At 42.0% G+C, this 14,231-nt stretch carries 10 protein-coding genes; 6 read left to right on the top strand and 4 right to left on the bottom strand.

All coding sequences use genetic code 11. The annotated features are described in order from the left end of the window. Positions 1-4: 4 nt before the first annotated feature. Positions 5-1,180 carry an aminotransferase class I/II-fold pyridoxal phosphate-dependent enzyme gene (locus FD17_RS06380; protein ID WP_057824781.1) on the top strand — a complete coding sequence of 392 codons (1,176 nt, stop codon included), beginning with the start codon at positions 5-7 and terminating at the stop codon, positions 1,178-1,180. Positions 1,181-1,234: 54 nt separating this feature from the next. Here the strand turns inward: FD17_RS06380 and FD17_RS06375 are convergent, their stop codons facing one another. After that, positions 1,235-2,701: a C69 family dipeptidase gene (locus tag FD17_RS06375; protein WP_082617158.1), complete on the bottom strand. Its 1,467-nt coding sequence runs from the start codon at positions 2,699-2,701 to the stop codon at positions 1,235-1,237. A 194-nt stretch (positions 2,702-2,895) separates the two neighbouring features. After that, positions 2,896-4,335 (bottom strand): DHA2 family efflux MFS transporter permease subunit, encoded by a 1,440-nt coding sequence (locus FD17_RS06370; RefSeq protein ID WP_057824775.1) that lies wholly within the window; start codon positions 4,333-4,335, stop codon positions 2,896-2,898. A 274-nt stretch (positions 4,336-4,609) separates the two neighbouring features. Between FD17_RS06370 and FD17_RS13505 the strand changes: the two genes are divergently transcribed. The 3 genes from FD17_RS13505 to FD17_RS06360 all read left to right on the top strand — a co-directional run bounded on the left by FD17_RS13505 (position 4,610) and on the right by FD17_RS06360 (position 7,357). Next, entirely contained in the window at positions 4,610-4,732 is a 123-nt protein-coding gene (locus FD17_RS13505) for a hypothetical protein (RefSeq protein ID WP_263851638.1), read from the top strand. 27 nt (positions 4,733-4,759) lie between these two features. Continuing rightward, positions 4,760-6,454 (top strand): oleate hydratase, encoded by a 1,695-nt coding sequence (locus tag FD17_RS06365; RefSeq protein ID WP_057824773.1) that lies wholly within the window; start codon positions 4,760-4,762, stop codon positions 6,452-6,454. 570 nt (positions 6,455-7,024) lie between these two features. Then, positions 7,025-7,357 carry a hypothetical protein gene (locus FD17_RS06360; protein ID WP_057824771.1) on the top strand — a complete coding sequence of 111 codons (333 nt, stop codon included), beginning with the start codon at positions 7,025-7,027 and terminating at the stop codon, positions 7,355-7,357. 71 nt (positions 7,358-7,428) lie between these two features. Here the strand turns inward: FD17_RS06360 and FD17_RS06355 are convergent, their stop codons facing one another. Continuing rightward, positions 7,429-8,352, bottom strand: a complete 924-nt coding sequence (locus FD17_RS06355; protein ID WP_057824769.1) for an AraC family transcriptional regulator — start codon at positions 8,350-8,352, stop codon at positions 7,429-7,431. 337 nt (positions 8,353-8,689) lie between these two features. On the opposite strand from FD17_RS06355, the gene FD17_RS06350 reads away from it, so the two are divergent. Further along, positions 8,690-10,663 carry a glycoside hydrolase family 127 protein gene (locus FD17_RS06350; RefSeq protein WP_057824767.1) on the top strand — a complete coding sequence of 658 codons (1,974 nt, stop codon included), beginning with the start codon at positions 8,690-8,692 and terminating at the stop codon, positions 10,661-10,663. Positions 10,664-10,766: 103 nt separating this feature from the next. Here the strand turns inward: FD17_RS06350 and FD17_RS06345 are convergent, their stop codons facing one another. Continuing rightward, positions 10,767-11,702 carry an AraC family transcriptional regulator gene (locus tag FD17_RS06345; protein ID WP_057824765.1) on the bottom strand — a complete coding sequence of 312 codons (936 nt, stop codon included), beginning with the start codon at positions 11,700-11,702 and terminating at the stop codon, positions 10,767-10,769. A gap of 346 nt (positions 11,703-12,048) precedes the next feature. Here FD17_RS06345 and FD17_RS06340 point away from each other — a divergent pair, with 346 nt between their 5' ends. After that, entirely contained in the window at positions 12,049-14,229 is a 2,181-nt protein-coding gene (locus FD17_RS06340; protein WP_057824763.1) for a beta-L-arabinofuranosidase domain-containing protein, read from the top strand. Positions 14,230-14,231 lie beyond the last annotated feature (2 nt).

The raw sequence follows: 14,231 nt of genomic DNA, 5'->3' as shown, positions 1-14,231 counted from the left end.
CAATATGGATTTAAATGAAATTAACCCTTACGTGCTTAAGGTTATGCCTTCTGCCATGCGTAAGTTTGACCACGATATCAACGTCGATCCTAAGATTATCAAGTTAACTTTGGGTGAACCCAACTTTAACGTTCCTGACCATATCAAGCAGGCTGCAATTGATGCCATCAATGATAACAAGTCCCATTATCCATATTATTGGGGTTATCAAGAACTCCGGGATGCGGCTTCCAAATATTATCGTGATAAATTTGGTTATGATTATTCAGCGGACCAAATTATTGTGACTGTTGGGGCAACCGAGGCAGTGGCCGTGACTGTCAAAGCATTGTTCAAACCTGGGGATGCCGTGATTATTCCAACTCCGGCTTATCCACTGTATAATGCAACGACTACCTTAAACGAGTTGAATACCCTGCTGGTTGATACCAGTGATGATGGCTTTATTTTGACGCCGGAAAAGGTTCAACAGGCGATTGACGATCACCCTGATTTAAATGTTAAGGGTTTGATTTTAACGGATCCGAACAACCCAACCGGAGTTGCCTATTCGAAAGACCAGATTGCTGCATTGGCACCAGTACTGAAGGAAAATGGCATCTGGGTCATCAGTGATGAAATTTATGGTGAACTGACTTATGGCCAAAAGCACTATTCAATTTCCGAATACCTTCCAGACCAAACCATTATCATTAACGGGTTATCCAAGTCCCATGCCATGACCGGTTATCGGTTAGGCTTCATCTTTGGCCCTTCAGGGTTTGTTGATCAAATTGCCAAAGTCCATCAGTTTACAGTGACCGCAGCTGCCTCAATCGTTCAGTATGCTGCAATCGAAGCATTGGAGCATGGTCAAGACGATTCCAAGCCAATGCTTCAGGAATATGAAAAGCGCCGTGACTTTGTTGCCAAAGAAATGGCTGAAGCCGGCTTTGATGTTGTTCATCCCGGTGGTGCGTTCTATGTCTTTGCCAAGATTCCAGCGGACCTGAACATGGACAGCTGGGCATTTGTTAAGACATTAGCCAAGGAATACCACATTGGCTTGATGCCTGGTGATCCATTTGGCGATAACGAATATGTTCGTATTAGTTATGCCGCCAGCGATGAAGCTTTGGCAGCTGCTATGAAGGCTGTTAAACAGCTGGTTGCCGATCATACTGAAGAACCCACCAAGTAATGATATATGTATGCAAAAGCTGTCAGAGATTATCTGACGGCTTTTTTGATGGGATTACAAATCTTTGTTTTGAACAATTTTAGTTAATCGACTAGCATCTTGAATTAACTTTTGATTTAAAAGTTGGAATTGAGTTTGAGCATAATCAGCGTTCATCTGATTTTGTTCAGTCAAGTAATTAACCAAATCATCGCCATTTAGATGAACTGCATGGTTGTCGGAATTTTCCAAGTTCATATCAAGCTGATGGTTGACAACCTCCTTTATAGGAGTGACATCTTTGCTAATCAAGACGTCCTTGTATGGATCAGTTAATATCCGAGTCATTTTGTAAGTCCAATAAGCTGATTTGGCATCAGGTTGATCTGTGCCAAGCTTATATTGTGCAGGGGTGTCTTTGATATTGGTGTAAAACGGAATATACGCACTGGTAGCAGGTGAGGCCATTGCCAGCCATTGTACAGCCGCAATATCGTTTGGAACGTTATTTCTGATTTGAAGAATATGCGATTCAACATCTGTTGGAACATTGATTGGTCGGTAGCCGCCAACCCATTTGCCGTTGGAATCGTATTTGGTACCAGTGAAATGTGAGCTCAATACTTTTTCAATTTGCCTAACGCCAATTTTATGATCAGGTTTCATGAACATTGAGAAACGTTTTGTGGTAATGGATTGTTTCTTGCTTGGTGTCAAAATTCGTTGGCCATCCCAAACACGTGGGCGGTTATAAGTGGCATCACTTTTACTGTTAGTGCCAAAAGCCAAAGCAAAGTCAACGGTGCCGTTTTTATACCCATTGAGTTTGTGGGATTTAACAAAATTGGTGATGCCAGGAGATGCAAGATAATTGCTGGAATCAGATAGCTTTAACTTACCAATCATATTCTGATTGGGGATAACTGCATACATGTCATCCGGAACTCTGACAGCTGCCCATTGATGGCCTGATCCGATTTCCATGTACCAAATGTCATTCTTATCACTAAAGATAACCCCATTGTTCTCTGCTGACCCCTTAGTCTCAATGATGTGGCCAAGGTATTGAACACCTTCTTTTGCTGATGTGATGTAAGGAAGCACTACATCCAGTATTGAAGTTTCCGCCAAACCATCTTTAACAAATGGATCTGCCTTGAGTGCCTTACTGTTGGTGGTGCCTGATTCAGTCCCACTCATTGCAACGTTGCTGCTGTTGATTCCGTCTTCGCCAAATTGGTTTTGTCCATCAATCTGCTGCCAGTCAGGCGTGCTGGTATAGCGTTGTGCTTGGGCAGGTAAGTTCACAGTAAAGTTATTGTCTTTTGAAACATATTGAGTTGGCCCGTTAGATGTTGCTTGATGAACGATAAAGTGTTTTGCCCATGAAGTGTCAACATCTTCATTCCTGGAAGCCAATGTTGATCCATCTGTGCTGGCATCCTTACCCACTAGTACAGTCGTGCAGGCATTTGCAGCGATCCCCATTCCCATTGCGGCTGCGAATGCCACAAGTCCAGGGAGTAATTTTGTAGTTCTCATGATTTTTCCACCTCTCAATTTGATTGATTCAACCTGATTGTACATTGATGAGCAATTGCCGTCAATAGCGTTCTATCAGTAGATAAAGCGCTTACATAAATTGAGTATTTTAATGCATTTTTAGCGAAGATTAGCTAACTTTATTCAAAAAGGCCGCCAGGAAAATTCCCAGCGACTTTGATTGAAATATTAAATTAAGCACGGTTCCGATCTTTAATTGTAAACGATAGAATGAATGCCACGCCGGCGACAATCAAGGTGAACCACAAACCAACATGAACACCCTGAGTAAAGGCGATTTGGTGGTTGACGTTTCCAGCAGCGTTATTTCCAAATGCCAGCAAACTCGTCGCAATGGCGGTTGCCATCGCACCAATGATCTGCTGGAAAGTATTCATAATGGTGCTTCCATCACCGGAAGTGCGCTCGTCCAAAGCGCCCAGCCCAAATGTTTGAGCAGGTGACATGGCAAGTGGGACACCTAGCATAATAACGATGTGGGCCATAATGACATACCACATAGGTGAGGTTGAACTTGCCAGCAGTAACATGACAAGACCGATGATGGTGACACCGAAGCCCATGGTCGTCAAAAGTTTCGTGCTGACCGTGTCTGAAAAGCGGCCTGCAAGTGCTGAAACAATGGCATTGACGATTCCACCTGGCAGCATCACGATACCGGTCATGGCAACTGGAATTGCCAACCCATTTTGCCAGAACATTGGCAGTAGATACATGGAAGAAAGAATAATCACAAAGTCCAGCATGACCAGAATTGAACCAACGGTAAATTGAGACTTCTTGAACACACGGAAGTTCAGAATAGGTGTTTCAGAACTTAACTGGCGACGAATATACCATCCCAAGACAATAACGGAAACAACCAATGAACCCAGCACTTGAGGTGAACCCCATCCTGAGTCACTTGCCAGACTGACACCGGCAACTAAACCACCAAAACCAATTGCTGAAAGGATAATTGAGAACCAGTCAATTTTGGGTTTTGTGATAGTGCCAACGTTTGGCAGAAACTTTGCAGCCAGGATAAAGGCGACCACTAAGAATGGAATGAACAGCCAGAAAATCCAGTGCCATGAAAGCAGGCCGAGGATCATACCGGCTAAGGTAGGGCCAACGGCAGGGGCAAACATAATGACCAACCCAATCATCCCCATCGCTGATCCTAATTTATAAGGTGGGAAGATTAAGGTGGCAACTGTGAACATGAGCGGCAGAATTAATCCGGTAGCAATTCCCTGAATCATTCGGCCGACTAATAAAACAGCAAAATTCGGTGCCATAGCCGAAATCACAGCACCAACCATGAAATCGCATAAGGCGAATAAGACCAATGAACGAGTGGTAAAAATTCGTTGTAATAATGAAGACATTGGCAGGACAATTCCGATGACCAGCATATAACCGGTTACCAACCACTGCATTGTGCCAATGCTGGTGTGAAGCTGGGTAATTAAACTCGGCAGGGCAATGTTTAGCGAAGTTTCACTGAGCATTCCCACAAATCCGCCTATCAGCATACCCAACATAGCGAGAAATGGGCGGTCAACCGGCTTGGCTGCCTGTTTTTGTTTTGGTTCTACAGAAACTTGTTCTGCATTTAAAGATTTTTCCATAAAGATGACTCTCCTAATTCTAAAAACTTTTCTATCACGACAATTGATTACACTACCATAAATAAAAGATTCTCGTAAGTGTTATTTTCAACAACTTTCATAAATCCATGAAAACTTATCAGATCAAGGATGACTGGAAGCGGTCCCAGAAATATGGACAAGTATGTATACATTGTCCATACATTTATTCCAATAATCTACTACAATAGGGGTAGGTGCGCAGTAGAAATTAATAACGCATTTCTCTCAAAAAAATATGTGGGGGCGATCGAGTATGAAACACAAGGTTTTGTTATTAACGGGGATCGGCGTCGTCGTTGCAGGTGCTTATTTCTTAAAATCCATCGGCTGGTTTGAAGACGATTCTCACTTGTACGATGAATATGAAGCAAAATAATCTTTAACAGATCAGGAGGAGCTATCAATGACAAAAAGTAAAGCAATTATGATCGGAGCCGGCTTGGCCAACATGGCAGCTGCTGTTTATTTGATTCAGGAAGGTAAATGGAAAGGCGATCAGATCACGTTTTATTCAATTGATGATCATGGCTCAAACGATGGTTCAACAGCAAGTGAAGCCGCTGATGAATATTGGAACAAGACCCACCCACTGGAAAACAGCAAGGGCTTCATCGCACGTGGTGGTCGGATGCTCAACTACCGGACTTATGTTGATCTGATGGATCTGCTCAGCCGAATTCCATCCGCAACTGAAGAAGGGATGACGGCAGCTGAAGATACCCGCGAATTTGACGCCAAACACCGGACTTTTGACAAAGCCCGGCTGATGGAAGGCGGCAAAGGCATTATTAATGGCGGTAAGTTGGGTCTTAATAATAAGGATCGAATGAAGCTGACTGAATTGATTTTGATGCCCGATTCAAAGGAAGAAAAGCTCGACAACGTCACAATTGCCGACTACTTCAAAGATGATCCACACATGTTTACCACTAACTTCTGGTACATGTGGGAAACAACCTTTGCATTCAGAGTCCAGAGCTCAGCTCAGGAACTCCGTCGTTACATGCACCAAATGATTTATGAATTTACCCAAATCGAGCATCTGGTCGGGGTGAACCGGACGCGTTACAACCAATTTGAGAGCATCATGCTGCCGTTGTTCAATTATTTGAAGGATCAAGGCGTCAAGATTGTTTTAAATCGCCGAGTTACCAACTTTGAATTTAAAAACACGCCCATGCAAGATGAAATTACGGTCACTGCCTTACGGATGAAAAATACTGAAACCGATGAGGAAGAAGACGTGCCGGTTGACGATGACACTGCTGTTATCTTTACCAATGGTTCAATTACCGACTCTGCAACCCTTGGTGATTTCAACACACCAGCTCCGGAAAATATGGATTATGGTGCAGCTGCCAGTCTGTGGAAGAAGGCCACCAATCGGTTCTATAACTTGGGGAATCCTGATAAGTTCTTCAATGATCGGAACGCCAGCGAGTGGGTCAGCTTTACGTTGACGACCAAAGATCATATTTTATTGAATGAAATTACTCGGATTACCACTCAAGTTCCCGGTAATGCTTTGAATTCATTTATTTCAACTTCACCTATTACACCAATGGGTAACAAAGATGTGAACATGTCGATTGTGGTTCACCATCAACCTCATTTCACAACCCAAAAGCCGAATGAGTCGGTTATCTGGGGATACTTCTTGTACCCACGCCGGAAAGGTGAATTTGTCGACAAACAATACATTAAGATGACCGGTAAGGAAATGGTTGAGGAACTCTTAGGTCAACTGTCCAAAGTTGATCCGGGTCCAGGCAACATTATGGATAAGAAGCAGGAAATCATGGACAGCGTAATTAACTGCATTCCTTCATATATGCCATATGCGTCGGCTTTGTTCAATAATCGTGCCAAGACCGATCGGCCAAAAGTCATTCCAGAACACTCAACCAACCTGGCCTTCACAGGTGAGTTCGTTGAGCAGCCATACCAAATGGTCTTCACAGAGCAAAGTGCCGTTCGTTCAGGCGAAATTGCGGCTTATCATTTCGCGGGCGTACCAATGGCCAAATTGGTCAAGAACCCTCGATATGATAAGGATGTTAAGACACTGGCAAAGGCTACGAGGAAGATGTTTGAGTAAGTGTGCGACGAGCCCCGGTTAGGCCCGTGGTACAAGCGGAAGTCGGCAATGATGAACGTATTTTGTTCGTCGTTGCCGACTTTTGTTTGTACTTTAGGGCCTTGGGGCGTCGGAGCATAGCTCAAAGGCCGAAGGGAGCTGTAAATAAAATGAGCGCTCCAAAACCCTATCCCACATAACCGAGAGCGGAGAAAGCTGGTTTGCGTCCACAGGACTAGGCAGGCTTTGCATGCCGTCGTAGCTCATTTCAGCAAAATATAAGTGAGAAACGTATCTCGTTCGTCGTTGCCGACTTTTGTTTGTACTTTAGGGCCTTGCGGTGTCGGAGCATAGCTCAAAAGCCGAAGGGAGCAGTAAATACGATGAGCGATCCAAAGACCCATCCCACATACCAGAGAGCGGAGCAAGCCGTCGTAGTTCATTTTCCACGGATAGCCGATATATTGTGTGTCTTATTATAAATTCTCGGGTAGATTATAGATTACCTAAATGACCAAGTAACTGTAAAATAGCATTGAAAGCGATCTCACGATTTAAGAGATTTCAGTTATTTTAGCAAGGAGATATTAAATGAACAAACCAGTATATTTACTTCGAGTAGCACTACAGGCAATCCTTATTTCGGGTATTTACTTTCTGTATTGCTCCAACCCTGATGGCAGCTTCACAATGCGAATCGGATTAGTGTTGGTATGGCTGATCTTGTCTTTTGCAAGTCAGTTCTATTTAATGAAATTTCGAGGCCTTTATCCAATTTCCCAAGCAACTGCGAAAGCAAAAGGTGAAGCAGTCGGGGAAATGAACTTTTTTGTCGCCGTTGCTTTGTTGGTGGCATACGACTTGTTTGGCCCCATCATTGCAGTATGGTTTTATTTTTGGGACAAGCGACTTGGCACAGACTAATAATCTTTTGAATGCGAATGATGTTATTGCACATAGGCCTTCAACCTTTTTGGTTGACGGCCTTTATTTGATCACTTATTTGTTGGACTCCCCGGATCTCGATCATTATCCAGCTTCTGGGTGATCTCTTCTGGAATCGGTAGTACCGGATCAATGACCTGGTTATTATGGTAGACCTTCTGGTACATTGTCCGAAATTCACTCGGCGTGACACCACTTAGCTGCTTAAATTGTTTCAAGAATAACTTGTCGTCTGAATAATAAGCATAGTGACTGACCTCTTTGATAGATAAATTCGTCCGAATTAACAATGCCTGGGCCGTCTGAATTTTCAGATGGATCATGTAGTGCTTGGGGGACATAGAAACGTACTTCTTGAAAACTCGAGAGACATATTGTGGGTTGAGCCCGGTTTCGTTGGCAATATCTGTCAGAGTCGGCGATTTATAAATATTAGTTCGAATCCATTCTTTTAATTGATCGATGAGTGCACTGCTTTGATCTTCATCGGTTGAATCTGTGGCTGTCCCGGCAATTTGAATCAGAATAAGCGTCATAAGGAGATCTTGACGCTCTTGAGTCAATGGAAGTGAAGTATCAATTGTGAGAAGCTCATGTATGGATATAAGTAATTCACTCAAATCATTCAAGTGGTACTTGTTTCTAAAGGCAATCTGAGATTGTTTGTCGGGTTCACCAGTTGTGTGCAACGGGGCCTTGGGAACTAAAAAGTGTAACCAATAAAACTCAATTGGTTTTGGGGAAGAAACGGTTCCCCTCATCGAAGTGTAGGGTGGGACGATTAAGACGTCATTCTTATTCAGCACAACATTGTCGGTTCCAATCAACAAGCTGATCGGTCCCTGTAAACACACCATCAGCTCATAGTCACCATGATGGTATCGAACTTTGTGCTTCCATCCTGAATCAGCAGTGAAATTTCCGCCGATCATGTAGGAAACAACTTGATTTTTATGAATGGTCAGCTTGTCCATGATAATCCCTCCACATGAAAGATTTATAAAAATACTTTTAGTCAATTAAATACACCAAATTACAAAAAACGTCAACCCGAATGCTTTAAAGCAATAGGGAGAGGTGAATCGTTGGTGCTGCAACGTTTTTCCGATATTTTTTAATTTTATGATTTCATTTTAGCATTCAATGTATGAAAGCGCTATTAGAAATGTCATATTTTTACACCAAATATGATTATTTATCAGTTTTATACTGCACATGAAACCGTTATCATTTAAATTGTAATCAGGTGACAACAACGTCACCGCGAAGTAATACAGCTACCTGAATAACAAAGAGTAAGGAGATTATACAATGGATGAATTAACTAAATTATCATTAAACGAGGTCCAAATCACATCGGGTTTTTGGAAACGTTATCGTGATTTAATTGCCAATGATTCAGTTCCTTTCCAATGGGATATGATCAATGACAAAGGTAAGATGGATGTCACCAATGCGGATGCAGCAGGTGGTGCAGCCGATCATAGTGGGGCAATCGAAAATTTGAAGATTGCTGCCGGCCGAGCAAAAGGTCATCACTTTGGCTACCCATTCCAAGACACTGATGTTTATAAGTGGTTGGAAACAGTCGCTTATGTATTGAAGTACCATTTCGATCAAAAGATGAAGGATGAAGCAGACTGGACAGTTGACTTGATTGCCGATGCCCAAGACGATGACGGATATCTCTCAACTTATTTCCAGATCGATGCGCCTCAGCGGAAATTCAAGCGTCTTCAACAATCTCACGAATTATATTCAATGGGGCACTATATTGAAGCCGGAGTTGCCTACTATGAATCAACTGGGAATAAGAAGGCATTAGACATTGCTGAAAAGATGGCCGAATGTATCAACAATCACTTCGGACCGGAAGATGGCAAGATTCATGGCTATGATGGTCACCCAGAGATTGAACTCGCATTATCCAAACTTTATGAAGCAACCAAAAATAAAACTTACTTGAATTTGGCTAAATACTTCATCACTGAACGTGGACGCGACCTGAAGTTCTTTGATCGCCAAAACGAGGCAGATGGTATTGATAATGACTTCTTCCCAGAATTGCGGACGATTGGCGATCGTTATTACTTCGCCGACAAGCCAATAACTGAGCAAAAGGATGCTCATGGCCATGCTGTCCGAGTATTGTACTTCTGCACCGGTTTAGCTCATGTTGCTCGGGTTGAACATGATGACAAACTGTTAAAAGCAGCTAATACAATTTGGAATGATATCGTCAAAAAGCAGATGTATATCACTGGTAACGTAGGCCAAACAGCAACTGGCGAGGCCTTCACTTACGATTATGATTTGCCTAACGATACCGATTACGGTGAAACATGTGCCTCTGTTTCGATGGCATTCTTCACCAAGCAGATGATGGCCAATAAATTTGACGGAAAATTCGGTGACATTATCGAAAAGGAAATCTTCAATGGTGCCTTGAGTGGAATTGCTTTGGATGGAAAGCATTACTTCTATGCCAACCCATTGGAAGCCGACCCAACTGCCAGTGAATTGAATCCTGGCAAGAAACACATTGCCCTTCGACGATCATCATGGTTTGCATGCGCCTGCTGCCCGGCTAACATTACCCGATTGATTGCATCACTTGATCAATACTTGTATGAAGTTCATGACGAAGTGATTTTATCTCATCAATTCGTTGCTAACGATGCCAAGTTTAATGATGACATTGAAATTAAGCAGACTGGCAATTTCCCTTGGGATGGCAATATCAATTACACCATTTCAAATCCGCATGACAGCAAATTCACTTTTGGTATTCGTATTCCTTCATGGAGTCTTGATAAATATTCAGTCAAAGTCAATGGCCAAGAAGTCGACACCAAGCTGGAAGACGACATTCTCTACATTCCGGTTGACGCCAAGGAACTCGAAATTAATCTTGTCCTTAACATGAATACTCACCTTGTCAGAGCAAATACTCGCGTTAGTGCAGATGTCATGAAAGTCGCTGTTCAACGTGGACCAATCGTTTATTGTGCAGAAGGTGTTGATAACAAGCAACCGCTGTCGAGCTATATCTTAGGACAAAAGCCATCGTTTAAGTACCAGTATCAACCTCAACTATTAAGTGGGGTTGGCACATTATCCACTGATGATGCCTATTACCTTGAAGAAGACAGTACAGATGATTTGTATACCTTTGATACACCAAAGGGCGCCCAAAAGAGTCGCTTAACATTGATTCCATATTATGCATGGGCTAACCGCGATGAGAAGCAAATGACGGTTTGGCTTCATCAAAATGAATTCTAAAACCGAATCAAATTGTTGGGCGGATCACTCTTAATCGTGATTTGAGCATAATAAAACGCCTGCCTACAAATTAACCCCATTCTTTGTAAGCAGGCGTTTTGCTCTACATAAATTGATTTGCAGAACCGTCATCCGGTGTGTTTGGCTTCAAACTAATGTACTTCTTGCGGTATTCGGAAGGCGACATGCCATAGCCTTTCTTGAAGGCCATCGAAAAGTAATAGACATTTTGGTAGCCGACCTTGGTGGCGATGGTACTGATTTGGTCGGAAGTGAGCAGAAGATACTTGGTGGCTTCCTCCAAACGGTATTTTGTGAGTAGATTGTTTGGCGTAATTCCGAAAGTTTTCTTCATATATAACGAAACGGAATTTGGATGAATGTGAAATTCTTTACCCAGTTGTTCATAGGTAATCTTTTCGTCGAAATGATCTTCAATGTATCGTTGAATCTTATTGGCAACTAAGACCATTGGCGACTCCTGCGGCGTTTGAACCTGAATTTGCTGCAAAAGATCGAGAAACAGCTGCTGAGCTTTCCAGAATTCAATCGAGTTTTGAGTGGTGTCGGAATGATTCTCATTGGATTTTCTGCTATTGGAAAAAATCTTCTTGATCATGGAGATAACCGTCTCTTGATTCGGAATGGTTTGCTGCTTCCGTAAGAACAAAGTAATCGTCGAAGTGTAGTAGTGAATTGCAGGAACAGGGATTGCTGGGCGAACCTGTTTGGGCTCTTGTCCCTGAACATAATTGCCTGTCGTTGCGAAGTGAATCCAATAGTACTCAGTGGTTTCGTCCATTGGTTTCCATGAATAATGGTGATGTTGAGGCTGCAGGATAAACATCTCACCTGCACTGACTGTATATTGGGTGTCATCCTCGGCAATGTACAATTTGCCTCGAATCATAAACATCATGACGAAAAACTGAAAATTCTTCCGATTTGGATGCTTCTCACCGGGACTAAAGACGACGTGGCCACTCTGAATATAAGTTGGTGTAGGCAGACAAGATATTGATAAAAACTCTTTTACCATGACAAAACCTCCAATGATAATCAGCTGGATTTAAGGGCTAAATCAGATTTTATAAATAAACATTTTGATAATATAAAAATAGTTCATAAACCATAAAAAGTCAAATTTTTCATTTATTAATATTAAAGTTCAAAAACTTTTATCACGGGTAATATGGCCGTTTGCTACACGTTCAGTGATTAACAATCCAATATATTTGATTCTGTTATATTTTATAAATTGTTAATAAGATAATGGATTCTAATTAACCTAAATCGATTGTATTCTATATATCGTAAGCGGTTACAGAATAATTATTAGTTCCTTATCAATAAACTCACTTTATTTCCAGAAAGGACGATTAAAAATGAAACCGGTATCATACTACGACATTCAATACTTACCAGGATCGACCCTTAAAGAGAAGTTCGATCGAAACATTAACTGGATGCTTTCACTCACTACAGACCAACTACTTTATAACTACCGTAAAAACGCGGGGCTGGACACCAAAGGTGCGACACCTTTGACTGTTTGGGAATCACCCGACTGGTTCTTCCGAGGCCATTTTACTGGTCATTACCTATCAGGTGCTTCTAAGAGTTTCGTTGAACTTAACAACATGGGTGACAATGACCAGGCAAACGAACTTAAACGACGAGTTGACACGATTGTCGATGGTTTGAAAGAATGCCAGGAAAAATTTGATACATTCGAAGAGTTCCCCGGCTACTTATTAGCTGAACCATCGAAACGATTTGATGATATTGAAAAGCTCCGATTCAACGGTAACCATTATGTGCCTTATTATGCCGCACAAAAATTGATGGATGGCTTAATGGATGCATATGAATTCACTGGCAATAAGACAGCTCTTGAATTGACTGAGAATTTGACCCATTACTTTGAAAAACGGATGGCACGTCTGACACCTGAAAGAATCAATGCAATGATTGACACACGCTGGTATCAAGGAAAAGGCCATTATGTATTCCATCAAGAATTTGGTGCAATGCATCGAACACTATTGAGGCTTTACGAGCTGAACGGTAAGAAAGAACAGGATGTCTTTGATCTTGCTGAAAAGTTTGACCGTAAATGGTTCCGCGACATGCTCATCAAGAATGACGATGAATTAGGTTACTACTCATGTCATTCAAACACCGAATTGGTTTGTGCTGAAGGGATGCTCGAATACTATCACACAACTGGTGATGAAAAATATAAAGATGGTGTTGAGAACTTCATGAACTGGATGCATACCGGCCATGAATTGCCAACCAAGGGAATTTCAGGTCGTTCTGCATATCCGGCACCTGCTGATTATGGTTCAGAACTCTATGATTACCCTGAAATGTTCTTCAAGCACTTATCCAAGTTAAACGGTGAAAGCTGCTGCTCACATGATTTGAACTACTTGAGTTCCGAATTATTCGCTGATACTAAAGACGCTACCTTAATGGATGACTACGAGATTCGTTTCATCAACGCCATCATGGCTCAGCAGAATAATGACAGCGCTATCGCAGAATATCTTTACAACTTAAGCGTTTCGCCTAACGCAACCAAAGAGTTTGATCGTGGCGGCTTCTGGTGCTGTGTTGGTAGTGGTACTGAACGTCATTCCACTTTAGTTGACGGGATTTATTACGAAGACGGAAACGACATCTATGTTGCTCAATACTTCGATTCAATCCTGAATTTGAAAGACAAGGGTATCACAATCACCCAGGATTCACATTATCCAGATCAACATTTTGCCCACATTACTGTTGAATCAGATAAGGACCAGGAATTCGCTGTTTACGTTCGAGTTCCTAAGTGGAGTGCAGAAACAACAATTACCGTTGATGGTGAAGAGATTAGTGCTCAACCAGAAAATGGCTTTGTTGCAATCAAACGCAACTGGGGCAAGAAGAGTGAAATTAAAGTTAACCTTGATTTCCAACTTCATTATCAAACACTTGCTGATCGATTCAACCGAGTTGCCATCTACTACGGCCCAATCCTGTTAGCCGCCCAGACTAAAGACTTACCAGCATCAACTAAACCAGCTGTTGAATATTTGGAAGATCTGCAAAAAGTTGAAGATAAGAACCAGTTCAGACTTGCAGGTACTGATATTATTTTCAAGTCACTTCCAGAGATTCCGGCAGACACACCATACAACGTATACGTTAAGGTGCCTGATGAAGCAGTTGCAACAACCATCGACACCCAAAATGACAGCGACAATCCAGTGAACGAAGAACATTCATGGACTTTAGCAGTTGATCCGGACAAGAAGAATTACTTGAAGATCACATACGATTATCTTGATGGCGATATTTACAGCTTCCAAATTCAAGATGATAACAAGGTCTTGTTCACCCAGACGATGAAGAATGATGAGTGGCCTGAAGATTCATACTACATCTATCCATTACCAGTTGATGCAACTAATGGAAAGAACAAGATTAACATCAAGATCACACCGCTTGATTACGAAGGATCAAATTACGATATTGCCAACATTAACAAGATCGAAACAATGGTATCAAATAACTAACA

This window comes from Lentilactobacillus sunkii DSM 19904 (genome assembly GCF_001435575.1).
GTDB classification, from domain to species: domain Bacteria; phylum Bacillota; class Bacilli; order Lactobacillales; family Lactobacillaceae; genus Lentilactobacillus; species Lentilactobacillus sunkii.
The sequence above is the reverse complement of the archived record's forward strand: the minus strand, read 5'-3'. Positions and strand labels throughout refer to the sequence as shown.